21 protein-coding genes are annotated in these 19778 nt (G+C 65.3%); 10 read left to right on the forward strand and 11 right to left on the reverse strand.

What is annotated here, in order from left to right; genetic code table 11:
* Nucleotides 1-13 precede the first annotated feature (13 nt).
* From V8U06_RS21250 to V8U06_RS21275, 6 genes are all read right to left on the reverse strand, one after another.
* Nucleotides 14-343 (reverse strand): L-rhamnose mutarotase, encoded by a 330-nt coding sequence (locus V8U06_RS21250; RefSeq protein ID WP_427142391.1) that lies wholly within the window; start codon nt 341-343, stop codon nt 14-16.
* Nucleotide 344: 1 nt separating this feature from the next.
* Nucleotides 345-1463: a mandelate racemase/muconate lactonizing enzyme family protein gene (locus tag V8U06_RS21255; protein WP_427142392.1), complete on the reverse strand. Its 1119-nt coding sequence runs from the start codon at nt 1461-1463 to the stop codon at nt 345-347.
* A gap of 1 nt (nt 1464) precedes the next feature.
* Nucleotides 1465-2562, reverse strand: coding sequence for an ABC transporter ATP-binding protein (locus V8U06_RS21260; protein WP_427142393.1), 1098 nt, complete (start codon nt 2560-2562; stop codon nt 1465-1467).
* A gap of 3 nt (nt 2563-2565) precedes the next feature.
* Nucleotides 2566-3432, reverse strand: coding sequence for a carbohydrate ABC transporter permease (locus V8U06_RS21265; RefSeq protein WP_427142394.1), 867 nt, complete (start codon nt 3430-3432; stop codon nt 2566-2568).
* Between the two features lies 1 nt (nt 3433).
* Complete coding sequence (locus V8U06_RS21270) at nt 3434-4330, reverse strand: carbohydrate ABC transporter permease (protein WP_226923039.1); 897 nt, start codon at nt 4328-4330, stop codon at nt 3434-3436.
* Nucleotides 4331-4553: 223 nt separating this feature from the next.
* Nucleotides 4554-5870 carry a sugar ABC transporter substrate-binding protein gene (locus tag V8U06_RS21275; RefSeq protein ID WP_427142395.1) on the reverse strand — a complete coding sequence of 439 codons (1317 nt, stop codon included), beginning with the start codon at nt 5868-5870 and terminating at the stop codon, nt 4554-4556.
* A 160-nt stretch (nt 5871-6030) separates the two neighbouring features.
* Here V8U06_RS21275 and V8U06_RS21280 point away from each other — a divergent pair, with 160 nt between their 5' ends.
* Nucleotides 6031-6819, forward strand: a complete 789-nt coding sequence (locus V8U06_RS21280; RefSeq protein ID WP_427142396.1) for an IclR family transcriptional regulator — start codon at nt 6031-6033, stop codon at nt 6817-6819.
* Here the strand turns inward: V8U06_RS21280 and V8U06_RS21285 are convergent.
* The 4 genes from V8U06_RS21285 to V8U06_RS21300 all read right to left on the reverse strand — a co-directional run bounded on the left by V8U06_RS21285 (nt 6803) and on the right by V8U06_RS21300 (nt 11546).
* Nucleotides 6803-7948: an extracellular solute-binding protein gene (locus tag V8U06_RS21285; protein ID WP_427142397.1), complete on the reverse strand. Its 1146-nt coding sequence runs from the start codon at nt 7946-7948 to the stop codon at nt 6803-6805. The genes V8U06_RS21280 and V8U06_RS21285 overlap by 17 nt on opposite strands.
* Complete coding sequence (locus V8U06_RS21290; RefSeq protein ID WP_427142398.1) at nt 7945-9102, reverse strand: CaiB/BaiF CoA transferase family protein; 1158 nt, start codon at nt 9100-9102, stop codon at nt 7945-7947. Before V8U06_RS21290 ends, V8U06_RS21285 begins: the two co-directional genes overlap by 4 nt.
* Before the next feature lie 127 nt (nt 9103-9229).
* Nucleotides 9230-10432, reverse strand: a complete 1203-nt coding sequence (locus V8U06_RS21295; protein WP_427142399.1) for an NAD(P)/FAD-dependent oxidoreductase — start codon at nt 10430-10432, stop codon at nt 9230-9232.
* Nucleotides 10433-10583: 151 nt separating this feature from the next.
* Complete coding sequence (locus V8U06_RS21300) at nt 10584-11546, reverse strand: 2-hydroxyacid dehydrogenase (protein WP_427142400.1); 963 nt, start codon at nt 11544-11546, stop codon at nt 10584-10586.
* A 217-nt stretch (nt 11547-11763) separates the two neighbouring features.
* Here V8U06_RS21300 and V8U06_RS21305 point away from each other — a divergent pair, with 217 nt between their 5' ends.
* Genes V8U06_RS21305 through V8U06_RS21345 form a run of 9 tightly spaced genes read left to right on the forward strand, consistent with a single transcriptional unit; the run spans nt 11764 to nt 19239 of the window.
* Complete coding sequence (locus tag V8U06_RS21305) at nt 11764-12564, forward strand: creatininase family protein (protein WP_427142401.1); 801 nt, start codon at nt 11764-11766, stop codon at nt 12562-12564.
* Nucleotide 12565: 1 nt separating this feature from the next.
* Complete coding sequence (locus tag V8U06_RS21310) at nt 12566-13390, forward strand: ABC transporter ATP-binding protein (protein WP_427142402.1); 825 nt, start codon at nt 12566-12568, stop codon at nt 13388-13390.
* Nucleotides 13371-14225: an ABC transporter permease gene (locus tag V8U06_RS21315; RefSeq protein ID WP_226923047.1), complete on the forward strand. Its 855-nt coding sequence runs from the start codon at nt 13371-13373 to the stop codon at nt 14223-14225. Before V8U06_RS21310 ends, V8U06_RS21315 begins: the two co-directional genes overlap by 20 nt.
* Nucleotides 14226-14230: 5 nt before the next feature.
* A complete protein-coding gene (locus V8U06_RS21320; RefSeq protein ID WP_427142403.1) occupies nt 14231-15442 on the forward strand; it encodes an amidohydrolase family protein in 1212 nt (403 codons plus the stop codon).
* Nucleotides 15439-16806: an FAD-binding oxidoreductase gene (locus tag V8U06_RS21325; protein ID WP_427142404.1), complete on the forward strand. Its 1368-nt coding sequence runs from the start codon at nt 15439-15441 to the stop codon at nt 16804-16806. The genes V8U06_RS21320 and V8U06_RS21325 overlap by 4 nt, the downstream gene beginning before the upstream one ends.
* A 32-nt stretch (nt 16807-16838) precedes the next feature.
* A complete protein-coding gene (locus V8U06_RS21330; protein WP_427142453.1) occupies nt 16839-17840 on the forward strand; it encodes an ABC transporter substrate-binding protein in 1002 nt (333 codons plus the stop codon).
* A 55-nt stretch (nt 17841-17895) separates the two neighbouring features.
* Complete coding sequence (locus tag V8U06_RS21335) at nt 17896-18513, forward strand: TetR family transcriptional regulator C-terminal domain-containing protein (RefSeq protein WP_427142405.1); 618 nt, start codon at nt 17896-17898, stop codon at nt 18511-18513.
* A gap of 4 nt (nt 18514-18517) precedes the next feature.
* The gene (locus V8U06_RS21340; RefSeq protein ID WP_427142406.1) at nt 18518-18898 is read left to right on the forward strand and encodes a RidA family protein; all 381 of its coding nucleotides are present in this window, start codon (nt 18518-18520) and stop codon (nt 18896-18898) included.
* A 17-nt stretch (nt 18899-18915) separates the two neighbouring features.
* Nucleotides 18916-19239 (forward strand): 2Fe-2S iron-sulfur cluster-binding protein, encoded by a 324-nt coding sequence (locus tag V8U06_RS21345; RefSeq protein ID WP_427142407.1) that lies wholly within the window; start codon nt 18916-18918, stop codon nt 19237-19239.
* On the opposite strand, the gene V8U06_RS21350 is transcribed toward V8U06_RS21345, so the two are convergent.
* Nucleotides 19240-19725, reverse strand: a complete 486-nt coding sequence (locus V8U06_RS21350; protein WP_226923054.1) for an Lrp/AsnC family transcriptional regulator — start codon at nt 19723-19725, stop codon at nt 19240-19242.
* Between the last annotated feature and the right edge of the window lie 53 nt (nt 19726-19778).

Here is a 19778-nt window from a genome sequence, read left to right on the forward strand (position 1 = left end):
TGCGACGACAGCCTCACGCATAGAAGAACACCTCCTCCATGCCGGCCCACCATTCGCCCGCCTTGCGGGTTTCCAGCGGCGCCTGGCAGGGCATGCAGACAGACCACCATTCCTGCGTCTTCGGGTCGGCAGCCATTTTGGCCATGTCGGCGGCATAGTCGTCGCCATGGTATTCGAAGAAGGAGAACAGCAGGTTCTCGGGCTCCTTCAGAAAGATCGAATAGTTCCGGATGTTGCAGGCGGAGATCATCGCCAGCACGTCGGGCCAGACGGCGGCGTGCAGGCGCTTGTACTCCGCGATCTTCTCCGGCCGGATGCCGATCACCATGCCGATGCGCTGCATGTCATGCTCCCTTGCGGAAATCGCGCTCGAATTCTTGAATCGAGCGGCTGCGGATGGCATCCCAGTCCCAGTCGATACCGAGGCCCGGCGCGGTGGGGGCGAGTGCCATGCCGTTCTCGACCACCATTTTCGTCGCGGTGATGTCGTCGAGCTGGGGGATGTATTCGACATATTTGCCGTTCTGCACCGCACAGGCGAGACTGACATGCAGTTCCATCAGGAAATGCGGGCAGACGGGCATGTCGAAGGCTTCCGCCGCATGGGCGACCTTCAGCCAGGGCGTGATGCCGCCGATGCGGCCGGCATCGACCTGCACGATGGAGCACGCGCCCTTCTGCATGTATTCGCGGAAATGGCGGATGGAATAGAGCGACTCGCCGATGGCGACCGGGGTGGCGGTGGCCCTGTTCAGGCGGACATGACCGTCGATATCGTCGGCCGGCAGCGGCTCCTCGATCCAGCCGAGATCGAGATCGCGCAGGCGCTCGGCGCGGCGGATCGCTTCGTCGACAGAAAAGCCCTGATTGGCGTCGGTCATGATCTCGTAGTCGTCACCCACCGCCTTGCGCACGGCGGCAAGGCGGGCGAAGTCCTCGGACCCATGCGGCTTGCCGATCTTCACCTTCGAGCCGGAAAAGCCCCTCGCCTGCGCCTCCAGCGCATCCTCGACCAGCGCCTCCACCGGAATGTGCAGCCAGCCGCCCTCGGTCGTATAGAGCGGGCAGCGATCCTTTGCTCCACCGGCGAGCTTCCACAGCGGCAGGTTCTGGCGGCGGGCCCTGAGGTCCCAGAGCGCGGTATCGATGGCGGCGAGCGCAATCGAGGTGATCGCGCCGATGGTCGTGGCATGGGTGGCGAATTCCAGCTCGTGCCAGATCGCCTCGATCCGGTCGGCATCGCGGCCGAGAAGGCGCGGCACGAGATGATCGGCAAGGAGGCGCATGACGGAAGAGCCGCCGGTGCCGATGGTGTAGCTGTAGCCCATGCCGACCGCGCCGTCGCTGTCGGTGATGGTGACGAGCGGCGTTTCCTGCGACACGAAGCTCTGGATGGCGTCCGTGCGCTCGACCTTCGGGCGAAGGTCGACCATTTTCAGTTCGATGCGTTCGATCCGCGCCATGTCAGCCCCGCAGCGTCTTGCCGGTCGCGCCATCGAAGAGATGGGCCTGCGACAGGTCGAAACAGAAGGACAACGCCTCGCCCGTTCGCAGCGGCTTCGGATTCAGCATCCGGCCGACCCATTCCGCGCCGCCGAAACCGGCGAAGACCAGCGTCTCGTTACCGAGCGGTTCCGTCAGGATGACGGGCAAATCCACTTTCTGCACATCGGCATCCGTACCGGAATGAAGGCCATGGCCGGCGGGATAGAGATCGTCCGGGCGCAGGCCGAACGTCACCTTCTGACCGGCCGAGACGCGCTCGCGAAAACGCGAGGGCAGCGGCAGGCGGTCGCCATTCCCGAAGACCACGTGGCCATCCGAAATCTCGGCATCCTTCAGGTTCATCGGCGGCGAGCCGATGAAGCCGGCGACGAATTTCGACTGCGGGCGCTGGAACACGTCCTCCGGCGTGCCGACCTGCTCGATATGGCCGTCGCGCATGATGACGATACGGTCGGCGAGCGTCATCGCCTCCACCTGGTCGTGGGTGACGTAGATGACCGTCGATTGCACCTTGGCATGCAGCTTCTTGATCTCGACGCGCATCTGCGTCCTGAGCTTCGCATCGAGATTGGAGAGCGGCTCGTCGAAGAGGAAGACATCGGGATCGCGCACGATGGCGCGGCCCATGGCGACGCGCTGGCGCTGGCCGCCGGAAAGCTGCGAGGGGCGGCGATCGAGGAGATGAGTGAGGTCGAGCGTGCGTGCGGCCTCCTCGACGCGCGGGGCGATCTCGGCCGGTGTCATGCCGGCGATCTTCAGCGAGAAGCCCATGTTCTCGCGCACCGTCATGTGGGGATAAAGCGCATAGGACTGGAAGACCATGGCGAGGTTACGCGCCCGCGGCGGCAGGTCGTTGACGATCTTGCCGCCAATCCTGAGATTGCCGCCGGAGATCGGCTCCAGCCCGGCGATCATGCGCAGCGTCGTCGACTTGCCGCAGCCGGACGGGCCGACCAGCGCGATGAATTCGCGGTCCGCGACCTCGAGGTCGATGCCGTGCACCACCTCCAGCGCGCCATAGCGCTTGACCAGGTTTTCGAGCGAAACGGTTGCCATGGACTATCCTTTGACGGCGCCGGAGGTGAGGCCGGACACGAGATGCTTCTGCACCACGAAGGTCAGCACGAGGGCGGGAACGATCATGATCACCGCAAGCGCGCACATGCCCCGCCAGTCGATGGTGAATTCCGCGGTGTAGTCGAGCAGGCCGACGGGCAGGGTCTTGGAATTGACGGAGCGGGTGAGCTGCGAAGCGAGCGCGAACTCGTTCCAGGAGGTGAGGAAGGCGAAGATGCCCGCCGAGGCGATGCCGGGGCCGGCGAGCGGAAACTCCACCTGCCAGAAGGCCTGCCAGCGCGTGCAGCCATCGATCTGCGCCGCCTCCGCCAGATCCTTCGGCACCTGCCGGAAGAAGCCGTCGATCAGCCAGATGGTGAAGGGCACGTTGAGGGCGACATAGGCGAGGATCAGCCCGAAATGCGTATCGATGATACCGAGCCGCGAATAGACGAAGAACAGCGGCAGCGAGAGCGCGATGCCGGGCACCGTGCGCGTCAGCATCAGGCCGAGGAAGATCGACGACTTCGCCTTGAAGCGGAAGCGCGCGAAGGCATAGCCGCCGGCCATGCCGATGACGAGCGCAATGGCCGTCGAGGTGACGGAGACAATCAGCGAGTTGCGGAAATAATCGATGACCGGAATGCCGCCCTGCCCGACGCCGGAGAACATGGCGACATAGGCGTCGAAGGAGAGATCCTGCGGCATCCAGACGGGGGGCTTGGCCATGATCTCCACCGTCGGACGGAAGGAGGCGAGCACGATCCACAGACCCGGCAGGCAGATGACCGTCATCGCCAGGAACAGGCCGATCTTGTGGGCGGCGGAGAGAAGGAAGCCGTTGAGGCGGGCTTTTGCGTTGTCGTTCATCTCACCACTCCGCCGCGATCTGGCTGCGCGCTGCCGCAAGCTTGCGGAAGAAATAGACGGTGAAGAGGATGGAGAGCAGGATCGCCACATAGGCCATGGCATTGGCAAGGCCCATGCGGGCATCCGAATAGGCGGTGCGCGAGACCAGCGTCCAGAGCAGTTCCGTGCGTTTGGCCGGGCCGCCGTCCGTCATGATCTTCACGATGTCATAGGCCCTTGCGACGTCGAGCGAGCGGATCGTCATGGCGATATAGGCAAAGGGCATGATGAAGGGCCAGGTGACATAGCGGAAGGTCTGCCAGGGCGTGCAGCCATCGACCCGTGCCGCCTCGATGGGCTCCTTCGGCATGGCGAGCAGGCCGGCAAGGATGAGGATGGCGAAGACCGAGGTGGAGGACCAGATTTCCGCGATCAGGATGGCGACGAAGGCCAGCGTGCCGTCGATCAGCCAGGGGATGGCCTGGTCGGTGAGACCAAGCGACTGCAGCGCGTTGTTCACGAGGCCGATATTGTCGTTGAACATGAACTTGAACTGGAAGCCGACGAGGATCGGCGAGAACATCATCGGAAACATCATGATGGTGCGCAGCAGCCGCTGACCGCGCGTCGCCTTCTCCACCAGCATGGCAAGGCCGAGGCCGAGCAGCATTTCCACGTTGAGCGCGACGGTGAGCAGCAGCACGGTGCGCCCGAAGGCCGTCCAGAACTCCAGATCGGCAAGGATGCGCGCATAGTTGCGGAAGCCCGCGAAGGTGTAGAGCGAGGCGGGCTGGGTCAGCCGGAAGGGCGTGAAGCTCGAATAGAGCGACAGGATGAGCGGCACGACGACCACGGCGGCGAGCACCACGACGGCGGGCAACAGCAGCAGAAACGGCGCCGATGGCCTCCAGCCTTTCATGAATGCATCCTCCCTCGTGATTGCGGCATGCCGTTGGAAGGGCCGCGGATACGGTCCTTCGCGTGTTGACGGAAGCGCGCGCGTCCGGCCTGTCGGCCATCTTCTCCCGCAAGCGGGGAGAAGGGAACGGGCCACTCCCTGTTCTCAGTCTATCGTCAGCTGTGGTGCAAGTCCCTCTCCCCGCGCGCGGGGAGAGGGTGAGAACGCGGAGGCAAACGCGCCCTCAAAGCGCGCCCGCATCCTCCAGGATCTGCGTCGCCTTCTCGGCGGCCGCGTCCAGCGCCTCCTTGGAGGTCTTGTCGCCGAGGATGGCGGCCTGCAGCTCCGGGTAGACGGCGTTGGAAATCTCGATCCAGGACGGCGTCTGCGGCACGGCGAAGGCATGCTTGGCCGCTTCCTGGAAGGCCGTCAGGACCTCCTTGCGGTAAGGATCGTTTTCCGCCTGCTGGATATTGTAATCCCAGACGGCGGTGCGCGTCGGCAGCGGACCGGCGGAGGATTCCAGCTTCTGGCTGTCCTCGTTGGTGAGGAACCAGACGAGCGAGGCGGCCGCCTCCTTGTTGGCGCAGCTTTCCGTGACCGAGAAGCCGTGATGGCCCGACCAGCCGGTGCGCTTGCCGGAAGAACCGGCCGGCTGCACCTTCACGCCGACATTTCCGGCGACCTTGGACGACTTCGGATCGTTGAAGAAGCTCGCCCAGCCAGGCCAGTCGAGATTGACCGCGATGGTGCCCGAGGCAAAGCCCTGGCCAAGATCGTCCCAGAGGTAGTTCGTCGTGCCGGCCGGCACGGCTTTCGCCTTGTAGAGGTTGACGAACCAGTCGAGCGCGCGCACGCCCGCTTCCGAGTTGAAGGCCGGCTTGCCGTCGGCATTGAGATATTCGCCGCCTTCGGCCACCAGCATTTCGTAGAAGCGGCCGTTGATCGCCTCTTCCTTGCCGGCATATTGCGTGCCGTAGAAATCCGGCGGGCTGGCGAAGAAGATCGCCTGATCCGTCACCTGCTGCCAGGTATCCGGCGGGGCGAGGTCGTAGCCGTATTTCTCCTTGAACGCCGTCTTCTTGGCTTCGTCCTGGTAGAGGCTCTTCTGGTAATAGAGCGCCGAGACGTCGAACTGGGCGCGCGGCAGCATCACCAGCTTGCCGGCGAGCGTCGAGGACGCGATGTTGGCCGGCACGAAGGCGTCGATCTCCTCCTTCGGCAGCAGCGCCGAGAGGTCGGTGTAGATATCGGGATATTGCGGGGCGAAGGACGAATGGTTCGAGCCGACGCACCAGCCGATACTGCCGGTCGCGATGTCGGACTTGATCTCCTTGTCCAGTTCGAAATGGTTCTTCTTGGAAAGCACGTTCACCTTCGCGCCGGTCGCCTTCTCCCATTCGGCGATGCGCGCATAGAGCGCTTCATACTGCTGACCGCCGATGAGTTTGGCATCGATGGTGACGCCCTCGAACTTACCCGGCAGATCGGCGGCAAGCGCAGACCCGGCCCATGCGCAGATCATGGCGCCGGCGGCAACGCCGGCTAGAAATCTCGACATCTTCTCCTCCCGTTTGGCTCCTCGCCAGCCCTTGTCCGCAAGAGCTTCCTTCATATACAAACTAACTATTCATAAGTCGTCAAGCGAAATTCAGCTCCGCGGGATTGTCAGTCGGCATTTCTGCGCATATGAAATTAGTCATTTACCAGAGAGGGCTCCAGTGTCGGACGAAGACAATGATCGCTACCGCGCGCCGGCGCTGGACAAGGGGCTCGATATCCTGGAGCTTCTGGCGGGCGTCGACGGCGGCCTCACGCAGGCGGAAATCGCCAAGCGGCTCGACCGCAGCCCGAACGAATTCTACCGCATGCTCGACCGGCTGGTGAAACGCGGCTACGTCACCCGCATCGACGGCGACCGCTTCTCGCTGACGCTGAAGCTGTTCGGCCTCGCCCAGTTGCACGCGCCGGTGCGCCGCCTCGTATCCTTCGCCGTGCCGCTGATGCGCGAGCTGGCGGAGGCCTCGCGGCAGGCCAACCAGCTCGTCGTCTTCGACCGCGGCAATCCCGTCGTCATCGCCCAGCAGGAGGCGCCCGGCTATTGGGGCATCTCCATCCGTGTCGGCTCGCGCATCGGCCTTTTCGACACCGGGTCCGGCCATGCCCTGCTCGCCTTCCACACGGCGGAGGAGCGCGCACGCATGATCGCCGAGCACACCGGCGAAGGCGGCGCGGACGGGCGCGTGACAGCGGAGTTCCTGGCGCGGCTCGATCTCATCCGCACCCGCGGCTACGAGATGATGCCGAGCGCCCAGACGGCCGGCGTCATCAATCTTTCCGCCCCGGTGCTCGGCGCGGACGGCACCGCCATCGCCTCGCTCACCGTGCCCTATATCACGCTGATCAACGCACCCGGCGCGCCGGATATTTCCGCAACGATCCAGCTTCTGGTCGATACGACCCGCAAGCTCTCCGAAATGACCGGGGCAGGTTTCAAGTCCGAGGGCTGAAGCTCTTCAGGAACAGCGCATTGAGGTCCGCGACCGCCCTGGCCGCGGGCTCCCGGCCCGTGACGGCCGCATTGATGCGTTGCGACGCCGCCTCCTGGAAGGGCATGTAGCCGTTGTGCCGCGGTCGCAGCCATGCGCCTTCCAGCGTGCGGCGCGTGTTGCGGTAGAAGCCCAGCGTCGCCGCATTGGCATCCTCATCTTCCCAGGCCGCCGCATGGCCCGGCTGACCCCCGGCGCGCCAGTAGCGGCCCGCCTGTATCGCACCGCCCGCAACCGCGTAGGCAAAATCGAACGCCGCCTCCCGATGAACGGAGAAGGCGGAGACTGCAATGCCGGTGCCGCCGAGCGCAGAGCCGACCGGCCCGCCCTGCCCCATGACGGGCATGTCGGCAAAGGCGATGCGGCCGGGGCGGAAGCCCTCCAGACTATAGCTGACATAACCATAGATCAGTGGCGCCAGACTGTGGCGTGCGTCCGGGCCGCTCATACGGTCCAGCACCGCGATGGGATCCATCGCAACGCAGGCAGGATCGATCAGGGCGGCGAGTTCGCGGATCGCCTCGATGGCCGCAACACCCGCCTCCGCATCGATGAACGGTCCTTCCCGTTCCACCCCACAGGGTCGGCCGAGATTGCCGCAAAGCGTGAAGAGGCACATCAGCGAATGGGGCGGGCGCAGCGGCAGCAGCACCTCCCCTTGTCGCGCAAGGTCGAGCACCTCACCCCAGGAAACCGGCGGCGCGGCAAGCCTGTCAGGCCGATAGGCGAGCACCTGAGTCGCCGCATCTATGGGAAAGGCCCATTGCCTTGCCTGCCAGTTGTAGCTCGGGAAGGACGCCCCGACCGAGCCTTTCGCCAGTGCCGTGAGGGCGGCGTCCCGGCCAGGAATGTCCAGCGGCGCAAGGCACCCCTCGGCCGTGATCTGGCCGACATGGGGATGGTCGATGACGATGAGGTCATAGCGCCGCGCCAGTTCCTCCACCGGATAGCTCTCGAAATCCTGCAAGGAGCGCTTGTCCCATTCGACGGCGACGCCGGTCTCCGCCTGCCAGTCCGCGGCGCAGGCCACCATCGGGTCGTAGCCGCGCGGGTGGCTCCAGGTCATTCCCTTGAGGGTGATGCTGCTCATGCGGAAAACTCCGCCCGAATGCCGGCCGTATGCTCGCCGATGCGCGGGGCCGCCCTTCCCCCCACTGGACGGCGGCCGTCGACCCGCACCGGGCAGCGTGTCGTGCCGATGGAAACGTCATCCTCGCGTGTCACGGTCTGCAGCATGTCGAGAATGCGGAAGCCTTCGCTCGCCAGCAGCTCCGGCCATTCCAGCACCTTGGCGCACCAGATATCGGCCGGCTCCAGCACCGAGAGCCAGTACTCGACCGTCTCCTCGCCGATGCGCGCGGCGATGATGCGCTTGATCGCGTCGCGCTCCGTGAACCAGGCCTTGGCATCGTCGCGATAGGGCGCGAGCGCCGCGATGCCCAGCAGATCCTGCAGGCGGCCGAGCGGCGTCATGGCGATGGCGAGATAACCGTCCCTGGCAGGGTATACGCCATAGGGCGCGGAGAGATAGGCATGGGCACTGCGGAAATCCGAGCGTTTCGGCCGGCGACCGCCGTCGTTAAGATGGGTCGTCAGGACTTCGAACTGGAAGTCGACGAGGCTTTCGAGCAGGCTGGTCTGGATATGGGCGCCCTTGCCGGCGATGCCCCGCCGCACCAGCGCGGCGAGAATGCCCTGGCAGGCATTGGCCCCGGCCAGCATGTCGGCCACTGCGAGGCCGAAGGGCACCGGCCCCTGCGCCTCGTCGCCGTTCAGCCACATCAGGCCGGAACGCGCCTGCGCCAGGAGATCCTGCCCCGGCCGCATGACCCAGGGCCCCTCCTCGCCATAGCCGCTGATCGAGGCATAGACGATGGCGGGGTTGATCGCCCTCACCGCTTCGTAGTCGAGGCCGAGGCGTTCGATGACGCCAGGGCGGAAATTCTGGATGAGCACGTCGGCCTTGGCGAGCAGCCGACGCAGGAAGGCGAGATCGTCCGGGTTCTTCAGGTCGATGCCGAGGCTTTCCTTGCCGCGGTTGATGGCATGGAAGAGCGTGGAATCGCCACCGACTTCCGTGTCGCTGAGATAAAGCCGGCGGGAGAGGTCGCCGCCGTCCGGCCGTTCGACCTTGATGACGCGCGCGCCGAGATCGGCAAGACGCAGCGAGCAATAGGGACCGGAGAGAAACTGGCTCATGTCGACCACGGTCAAGCCAGCCAGCAGTCCGCTGTCGTCTTGCATGCCTCCTCCTTAGAATTCTTATTTAAATCTATGCTTCATATATGAGAGCACGCAGACAGCTTGTCAACGACGAATGACGCCGGCAGCAGAGCCGCCGGCGTCGTTGCTCGTTTCGCGGTGGGAAAGATCAGATCAGGCTTTTCAGGTCGAAGGCACTGTCGGCCACCTGTTCCGGCAGGGGCGAACGGCCTGCCTCGATCAGGCGCTTGCCGACCATGTAGCTGCGCGGTTCGTTCATGGCGTCGACGGCGAGCAGCGTGTCGCCGCGGTAATACCAGTGGGATCGCGCCTTCTCGCTTGCGCCGGGGCGCGTCACCACGCGATCGAAAGCCATGTTCAACCCGGCGATCTGCAGCTTGACGTCGTACTGGTCGGACCAGAACCAGGGCTTCGGCACGTAGTCCGCCTCCGCGCCCAGCATGTTGGCGGCAACCGCTTCGGCCTGGTCGATGGCGTTCTGCACGCTTTCCAGCCGGATCATCTGACCGCGATAGGGCAGGCGCGCGCAGTCGCCGGCCGCCCAGATGGCCGCATCACTCGTGCGCCCATGCGCATCGACGAGAATGCCGCCGTCACAGGCAATGCCTGCCGCCGCCGCCAGCCCGTCATTGGCCGCGACGCCGATGCCGACGATGACGAAATCGACCTCGCGGCGCGAACCGTCCGACAGTGCCACCGTGATCGCCTCCCCGCGCGACAGCCCGGCAAGCCCTGCCCCTTCCAGGATCTCGACGCCGTTGCCGGCATGAAGACCCCGGAAATAATCCGACGTTTCCGGCGCGGCGACGCGCTGGAGGATTCGGGGCGCCGCCTCGATCAGCGTCACCTTGAGGCCAAGCTTGGCCGCCACCGCCGCCGCCTCGAGCCCGATATAGCCGCCGCCGACGACCAGCACACGCCGCCCCGCCTCAAACTCCGGAGCCATGCGGTCGACATCGGCAAGGTTGCGCACGACATAGACGCCGGGCAGGTCGCCGCCGAGCGCCGCCGGAAGCGCGCGCGGCGTCGCGCCTGTCGTCAGCGCCAGCTGGTCGTAGGAAAGCAGCTCTTCGCCGAAGCGGATCTGCCGCATGGCCGGATCGATGGCATCGACCTTCCGGCCGAGATGCAGGGAAATGTCGTTGTCGGCATAGAAGCGCTCGGGCCGCAGGTGCAATTGCTCCAGCGTCATTTCCTTCATCAGATATTTCTTGGAAAGTGGCGGACGCTGATAGGGCAGCGTGTCCTCCTCGCCGATCAGCGTGATCCGCCCGCCGAAGCCGAGACCGCGCAGTTTTGCCGCCAGCGACGAGCCGGCCTGCCCGGCCCCCAGGATCGCAATATGGTTCATGCCTTCCTCCCCTTCGTTTCTGCCCGCATCACACCTGTGCCGGAACTGCTCTAGAGTTTGTCAGGGAAAAGTGGGAACCGGTTTTCCCGACAAGACAAACGAAAACAAAAGAATTTAGAGCATGTCTGGTTCAATCTGAACCTGACATGCTCTAGGCCACCTTGTTCTCCGGCACCCTGCCAAGGAAGAAGGCCTCCAGATTGTCGAGCGCCGTCATGCCCATGCCCTCGCGCGCGGCGCGGGTCGCCGAGCCGAGATGCGGCAGCAGCACGACATCGTCGCGTTCGCGCAGCGCCGCCGGCACGGCAGGCTCGAATTCGTAGACATCGAGTGCCGCTCCGGCGATCTGCCGGCCTTCGAGCGCGCGGATCAGCGCCGCCTCGTCGACCACCTCGCCGCGCGAGACATTGATAAGATGTGTATGCGGCCGCATCAGCGTTAAGGCGCGCGCGTCGATCAGGTGGCGCGTCTCGCTGCCGCCGGGAACGGTCAGCACGACGAAATCGGCGCGCTGCAGCAACTCGTCGAGCGGCACCTGTTCCGTCTCCACGCCCGGTACCGCCTTCGGCGACCGGTTGTGGAACAGCACCCGCATGCCGAAACCGGCCGCAGCGCGGCGGGCCACCTCTTGCCCGATGCGCCCCATGCCGACGATACCGACCGTGCTGCCGGAAACGTCCTGGCCGAGAAGCTGCACCGGATGCCAGCCCTGCCACGTGCCGGAGCGCACCAGCCGCTCGCCCTCGCCCGCGCGGCGCGCGGTCATCAGAAGAAGCAGCATGGCGATATCGGCGGTCGGACCGGTGACGGCGCCCGGCGTGTTGGTAACGGCAACGCCCGCGCCCGCGGCGGCGGCAAGATCGATATGGCTCACGCCGACGCCGAAATTGGCGAGGATCCGGCAGCGCGGCGCGGGCGCGCCGGCAAAGACGTCAGGCGAAAAAACATCGCCGAGCGAGGGCAGGATCGCGTCGTGGTCGCGGAGCGCGGCGGAAAGATCGGCGGCGGTCGTCGGGCCGGTTTCCTTGCGGATCGTCAGGTCGAAAAGCGCGGCCGCGCGCGCATGGACGGGCTCCGGCAGGGGCCGGGTGATCAGCAGGCGCGGTCGTCTCATAAGTCCCTCCCAGACCCTGCTCCAGTCGCCCTCCCGGCGACCGAAAGCCACGAATAAACATGATGATAATCAAAAGCTTATCGTAACATCTGGGAATATCATACCAAACAGTTTGACCATTTGCTATGAATTTGTTTATCTAACCTCGGAGGAAGAGGAGGAGCAAGATGGAGTTTCTGTCAGCAACAGGTATCCCTGGCGGCACGGAGGCTTCGCGATGAAGCGCTTCTGGGCCGACTATTCCAGCCGCGATTTCGCCGCGCTCGACCGCGATCGCATCATCGCCGTCCTGCCCATCGGGGCCGTCGAACAACACGGACCGCACCTGCCCATGTCCGTCGACAGCTGTACGGTCGACGGGGTGGCCCGCCGCCTCGCCAGGGCCCTGCCGGAGGACAGTCCGGTGCTGTTCCTGCCGACGCAGGCCGTCTGCAAGAGCGACGAGCACATCGACTATCCCGGTACGCTCACCCTTTCAGCGGAAACGCTGATCCGCGTCCTTACCGAGATCGGCGCCAGCGTGGCGCGTTCGGGCGTGCGCAAATTCGTCCTTCTCAACGGCCATGGCGGCAATATCCCGGTCATGGACGTCGTGACCCGCCAATTGCGCGTCGCGCACGACATGCTGGCCTTCTCCGTCAACTGGTTCGGCTTCGGCATGCCCGACGGCATCTATTCCGACATCGAGCGCACCCACGGCATCCATGCCGGCGACATGGAAACCTCGGTCATGCTGGCGCTCGACCCCGGCAATGTGAACATGACGGCCGCCCGCGACTTCCGCTCGCGCGGCCAGGACCTCTTCGAGACCTATCGTCATCTCGGCCTCGGTCGCGGCGCGAAGCCCGGCTGGAAGACGCAGGACTTCAGCACCGCCGGGGCCTGCGGCGAAGCGCATCTCGCCACCGCCGCGAAAGGTGAGGCGACCCTCGACCACGCCATCGTCCGCCTCGTGGAGGCCATGGCGGAAATCGACAGCCTGCCGGCCGACTGGCTGGACAGAAAACCGGAGTGGTAGCATGAACGCGGCAAGCCCCCTCCCCAAGGCCGCCGGCCTGACCGAAAGCCCCGTCCTCATCGACATGAAGGACGTCTCCAAGCGCTTCGCCAACGGCACCGTGGCGCTGCGCGGCATGTCGCTGCAGATCCGCAACGGCGAGTTCGTCTCCTTCCTCGGCCCGTCCGGCTGCGGCAAGAGCACGGCGCTGAAGATGATCTCCGGCCTCTTGTCGTTTTCCTCGGGCTCGATCACCGTCAACGGCCATCCGGCCGGCGAAAGCCCGCATGGCAGCGATATCGGCTATGTCTTCCAGGAGGCGACGCTGATGCCCTGGGCGACGGTCTTCGACAATGTCTTCCTGCCGCTGAAGCTGCAGGGCCTCGGCAAGGGCGAGGCGAAGGCCCGCGTGGAAGAGGCGCTCTCCATGGTCGGGCTTGCCAATTTCGCCCGTTCCTATCCGCGCGAACTTTCGGGCGGCATGAAGATGCGCGTCTCCATCGCTCGCGCGATGGTGACGAAGCCGAAGCTGCTGCTGATGGACGAACCCTTTGCCGCCCTCGACGAGATGACGCGCTCCAAGCTCAACGACGAGGTGCTGGGCCTCTGGCGCTCGCACGGGCTGACGGTGATCTTCGTCACCCACTCGGTCTTCGAGTCCGTCTATCTCTCCAGCCGCGTCGTGGTCATGGCCGCACGCCCCGGCCGCGTGGTGCACGACATCGCGCTGCCCGGCGCCGAGACCCGGACGAGCGCCTACCGCATGACATCCGAGTACACCGAGAACTGCCGTCTGGTCAGCAACGCGCTCGAAGGGACCATGGACCATGTCGATCTCAACCATTGATCCGGCTGCCGCCGACAGCGAAATCGTCGATCCGCGCATCCTTTTCGAACGCCGCGAGCGGCGCCTGCGCGTCATCATGCCCATCGTCTCGATCCTCGCGGTCCTCTGTCTGTGGGAATTCCTCGTCTGGTACAACGAGGTGCCGCATTACCTCATCCCCGCGCCGAGCCTGATCGCCAAGACGCTGGTGCAGGACTGGTCCTCGCTGATGCAGAGCGCGGCCTTCACGGTGAAGCTGACGCTGCTGTCGCTGAGCCTTGCGATCATCGGCGGCGTGCTGCTCGGCATGCTCTTCGCGCTGTCGCGCACGGTGGAAATGTGCCTTTTCCCCTTCGCCGTCATCCTGCAGGTGACGCCGATCATCGCCATAGCACCGCTGATCCTCATCTATGTCAGCAACACCTTCTTCGCGCTGCTCATCTGCGCCTGGATCGTCGCCTTCTTCCCGATCCTGTCGAACACGGCGATCGGCCTGCGCAGCGCCGACCATAACCTGCGCGACATGTTCCGCCTCTATCAGGCGACACCCTGGCAGCGCCTGCGCTATTTGCTGATCCCCTCGGCGCTGCCCTATTTCATGGCGGCCCTGAAGATCGCCGGCGGTCTCTCGCTGATCGGCGCGGTCGTCGCCGAATTCGTCGCCGGCACGGCGGGCCAGAACACTGGCCTTGCCTCGCGCATCCTCGAATCGAGCTTCCGTAACGAGATCCCGCGCATGTTCGCCGCGCTGTTCCTCGTCTCGGTGCTCGGCGTCGGCATCTTCCTCGTCACGTCCTGGCTGTCGAACCTCGTGCTCGGCCACTGGCACGAAAGCGAAATCAAGCGCGAGACGTGAGCGCCATGCGGACCGCAGACAACACCATCGCCGATGCCGGCGCGGGCGGCGCACGCCTTGCCGGCGTCCGTATCGCCGGCCGGGGCGGCCACTGGGATATCGCCATCCGGGGCGGCCGCATCGCGGCCCTCGATCCCTCCACGGAGAGGGACGGCGGTCTCGTCCTGCCGCTGATGGCCGATATCCATACCCATCTCGACAAGACCTTCACCGCGTCGCGCATGCCGGCCCGCGCCACCTCGCTGTTCCATGCCATCGAAATGATGCAGGCCGACGCCGCGCGCTGGGATCATGCCGACCTCACCCGGCGGGCCGGCCGGGGGTTGGACCGGGCATATCGCCACGGCACGGCGCTGATGCGCAGCCATGTCGACTGGTACGGCGCAACGCCGCCGGCAGGGTGGCATGTGCTGCGCGATCTTGCCGGCGAATGGCGGGACCGCGTCCAGCTAGAACTTGCCTCGCTGACGCCGCTCGACCTCTTCGCCGAGGTGGGCGAAGCCATCGCCCGCGAGGTCAAGGCGGCCGGCGCCGTGCTCGGCGCCTTCATCTATCGCAACGACGATCTCGAAGCCCGGCTCGCCGCGGTCTTCGACCTTGCCGAAAAGCACGATCTCCCGCTCGATTTCCATGTCGACGAAGGGCTGGACATCGAGGCTCGCGGCATCGATGCCATCGTGGCAGAGACCGAGCGGCGCGGCCTTGCCGGCCGGGTGCTGTGCGGTCATGGCTGCGCGCTTTCGGTGCGCGATCCAGACGAGGTCGCGGGAATTCTCGCCCGCGCGGGCGCCGCGGGCGTCGGCCTCACGGCGCTGCCCGGCTGCAACGCCTATCTCCAGGACGCCAGGGCCGGCCGCACGCCGCGCCTGCGCGGCCTTGCGCCCCTGCACGAGGCGCGCGCCGCCGGGCTGGAGGTGATGATCGGCTCGGACAATGTGCGCGACGCCTTCTTCCCCTTCGGCGACTACGACCTTTTCGACGCCTTCCGCGGCGCGGTCCTCCTCGGCCACCTTCAGCCCGAGGATTGGCTGAACGCGGTGAGCGAGGCGCCGGCCCGCTGGATGGGCCGGAGCCTGGCGCTTGCCGAGGGCGGCCCCGCCGATTTCATCCGGCTCGACGCCGAGGACCTGACCGATGCCCTGAGCCGCCCCCGTGCCGACCGCGCGGTCTGGCGCAACGGCCGCATCCTGACCGATCACCAAGGAGAACAGACATGACCGGACACCGCGACTGGGCGTCGATCAAGGCGGCGCTGAACGGCATTCGCGCCCATGACGACGCGAACTACATCGCCGCACGTTCGCGCGATTACTTCTGGTACAGCCCGATCCTCAACGAGCAGCTGAAAGACAAGCTCGGCGAACTGATCGTCGTGCCGCAGAACATCGAGGAGGTCGTGCATGTCGCCTCCGTCGTCGCGCGTCACAAGGTTCCGCTGACGCTGCGCGGCGGCGGCACCGGCAATTACGGCCAGTGCGTGCCGCTGGAGGGCGGCATCGTCATGGATCTCACCCGCCTCGACCGGGTGATCGAGATCACCGACGGCCATGTGCGCGTCGAAGCGGGCGCCCGCATCTCGCGGCTCGACGATGCCGCGCACGAGACCGGCCAGGAACTGATGATGTATCCCTCGACGCGCCAGATGGCGACCATCGGCGGTTTCGTCGCCGGCGGCTCGGGCGGCATCGGCTCGCTGCGCCACGGCATGCTGCGCGATCCCGGCAACCTCACCTATGCCAAGGTCGTCACCGTCGAGCCGGAACCGCAGGTGATCGAACTCTTCGGCGAGGACGTGCAGAAGGTACAGCACGCCTATGGCACCAACGGCATCGTCGTGGAACTCGGTGTCGGCCTTACCCGTGCGACGGACTGGATCCACACCGCGGCGCTTTTCGACGGCTACGATGCCGCGCTGCGCTTTGCCAGCGACGCGCAGGAAAAGGGTCTCGACTGTTACCTGCTGACCACCGTCGAGCGCCGCTTCGCGCCCTTCTACAACAAGCTCGGCGATCTCTTCCCGGCCGATCGCGACGCGGTCTTCGCCATGGTCGCGCCGGAGGAAATGGCCCGCTTCACCGCCGAGGCCGAGGCCCATGGCGGGCGCATTTCCTTTGCCATGAGCAAGCCGGAAATCCGCGCCGCCGGGCTTCAGCCGGCCTATGAATGCGGCTGGAACCACACCACGCTGCAGGCCCTCAAGGTCGACAAGAGCTGGACCTATCTCCAGGTCGCCTATCCGCGCCCCTTCGATCCCGAACTGGTGCTCCGCCAGATGGCCCGCTACGGCGAGGAGATCTACTGGCACCACGAGATGGCGCGCATGGACGGCGAGGTGCAGATCTTCGCCCTGCCGCTGGTGCGGTATCGCGGCGAGGAAGCCATGTACAAGCTCATCGCCGAGCTCGAGGAAACGGACGGCTGCACGATCTTCGATCCCCATGTCGTGACCATCGAGGACGGCGGCATGAAGCAGATCGACCAGACGCAGATCGAATTCAAGAAACGCGCCGACCCGTATGGCCTGATGAACCCCGGCAAGACCCGGGGCTGGACCGACGGCATGGCCCGCACCGACATCTGAGATAGCAAAAGGGGAGAACTTCCATGAAGCGCATGACAAGTCTTTTCACCGCCGTGGGCCTGCTGCTCGCCGCCGGCTCGTCCTGGGCGGCCGACAAGGTCGTCTTCGGCACCAACTGGCTGGCCCAGGGTGGCCACGGCGGCTTCTACCAGGCCGCAGTGGACGGCACCTATGCCAAATACGGCCTCGACGTCGAGATCAAGATGGGCGGCCCGCAGGTCAATACCCGGCCGATGCTGCCGGCCGGCCGGCTCGACTTCCTGATGGGCGGCAACCTGCTGCTCGCCTTCGACAACGTGCGCAACGGCATTCCGACCACCGTCGTCGCGGCGATCTTCCAGAAGGACCCGCAGGCCTTCATGGCGCACAAGGGTGAATATGCCAATTTCGCGGCGCTCACCACCGCGCCCTCCATCCTCGTTTCCAAGGACGGCCAGTTCAGCTTCTGGCAGTGGATGGTCACCCGTCTCGGCTTCAAGGACGAGCAGCTTCGCCCCTACGGCTTCAACCTCGCGCAGTTCCTGAGCGACAAGAAGATGGTGCAGCAGGCCTATGGCACGGCCGAGCCGCTCTATGCCGCGAAGGAAGGCGCCGACGTCGACGTGTTCCTGCTCGCCGATCAGGGCTGGAGCACCTACGGCTCGATCATCGAAACGCGCAGCGAACTGGTCGAGAAGAACCCCGACCTCGTGCAGCGCTTCCTCGACGCTTCCATCGAGGGCTGGAACAACTACCTCTACGGCGACCGCAAGGCGGCCTATGAGGCGATCATCGCCGCCAACCCGGAAATGACGGTCGAAAAGCTCGACGCCGAAATGGCGCAGTTCGACAAGCTGCAGATCATCGATTCCGGCGATGCCGTGGAAAAGGGCATCGGCGCGATGAGCGCCGAGCGCATCAAGGCCTTCCATGACCTTGCCGTCGAAAGCAAGATCATCGAGGCTGGCTCGGTCGACCTCTCCAAGGTCGCCGACACACGCTTCGTCAACAAGGGCAAGGGCCTCGACATCAAGGCCAAGCTGACGGGCAAGTAACCGAAACCCCGGGCCGGCGCTACGCGCCGGCCTGCTCTCCATCGCCAGGACCGCCATGAGCACTGTTCAGAAAAAGCGCAAGGAAATCCACGCCGCGATCCGCAATGCCGCGATCCAGGAATTCGCGCGCAACGGCCTGTCGGGGACCTCCACCCAGGCGATCGCCCAGACGGCCGGCATCACCAAGGCGCAGCTTCACTATTACATCACCTCGAAAGAGGAGCTGTACCAGGATGTGCTGAGCGACATCGTGGAGGCCTACAAGGACATCTTCTTCCTCTCCGCCTCGCGCGACGATCCGGCGCTGGCGATCACCCAGTATATCGAGCGCAAGGTGCGCCATACGCTGGAATTCCCGGACCTCTCGCGCTTCTTCGCCAACGAGATCGCCCGCGGCGCGCCGGAAATGACCCCGCACTGGGGCGCCCTCAAGGCCGCCGTCGAGGAGGCGAATGCGGTCATCCAGCAATGGGTGGACAGCGGCAAGATCGCGCCCGTCGATCCGCTGCTCTTCCAGATGAACATCTGGGCCGTGACCCAGCACTATGCCGAATACGAGGCGCAGGCCCGCGTGCTGATGGGCAAGCCCAACGACGAACCGCTCGATGCGGACCGCATCATCGCCGAGGCGACCCAGCTTTTCCTGCGCCGCTGCGGACTGAAGGAGGCCTGAAACGATGAAGACGCTGCAACCCGCCGCCCTGCCCGCGCCCTTCGGCCGCTATTCCCATGGCGTCGCCGCTGAGAAGATCGTGGTCACCTCCGGCCAGCTTGCGCTTTCTCCCGATGGCACGATCCCCGAGGGCGTCACCGCACAAGCGGAACTGTGCTTTGCCAACATCAAGGCGATCCTCGCCGAGGCCGGGGCGGACCTCTCCCATGTCCTGCGCTTCAACGCCTTCGTGACGGAGCGCGCGCACATGGCCGAATACATGGCCGTGCGCGACCGCCTCGTCGCCGACTTCGAGGTCAAGCCCGCCTCCACGCTGATGATCGTTTCCGGCTTCACCCGGCCGGAATTCCTGGTCGAGGTCGAGGCGACGGCGGTCCTGCCCTAACAGACAAGGAAGAAGCGATGGTCCAGATCACCTTTGTGGAACACGGCGGAAACCGCCATGTCGTGGAGGCCGCCGCCGGCATGACGCTGATGGAAGCGGCGCGCGACGACGACGTACGCGGCATCGTCGCCGAATGCGGCGGGGCCTGCTCCTGTTCCACCTGCCACGTCTATGTCGCGCCCGAATGGGTGGATCGGTTGCCGGCCATTTCGGCGCTGGAACAGGACATGCTGGACTTCGCCCACGCGCCGGATCCGGCTCGCTCGCGCCTCTCCTGCCAGATCAAGCTGACGGACGCGCTGGACGGGCTCATCGTCGACCTGCCCGAGCGGCAGGGATGATCACGCCTTGCCCTTCAGGTGCCCGGTCGGCAGCGCCGTCGTATACTTGATCTGACTGAGGGCGAAGCTGGAGCGGATATTGGCGACACAGGGAATGAGCGTCAGGAAATCCACCACCAGCGCCTGGAATTTCGACAGGTCCTCCACGACGACGCGCAGCATGTAATCCGCCTCGCCCGTCATCAGGTAACATTCGACGATCTCAGGTTTGGTGCGGATGGCCGCGTCGAAAATATCCAGCGATTGCCGGTCCTGCTGCTTGAGCGAAACCTGCACGAAGACATTGACTGCCAGCCCCAGCGAGGGCGCATCGACCAGCGCCACGGAGCCCTTGATGACGCCGCTTTCCTTCAGCTCGTTGACGCGTCGCCAGCAGGGCGACGCCGAAAGGCCGGTCGCCTCCGCAAGCTCCGCAACGCTCATCTCGGCGTTCTGCTGGAGGAGGTCGAGAATGCGGATGGAAGCGGCGTCCAAAGAATGAGGCATGATTGACCGGAATTTTGCGAAGAACCGGCAAAACCATTCGCAAAATCCACCAA

Source organism: Shinella sp. G-2, assembly GCF_050172695.1.
Taxonomy (GTDB): domain Bacteria; phylum Pseudomonadota; class Alphaproteobacteria; order Rhizobiales; family Rhizobiaceae; genus Shinella.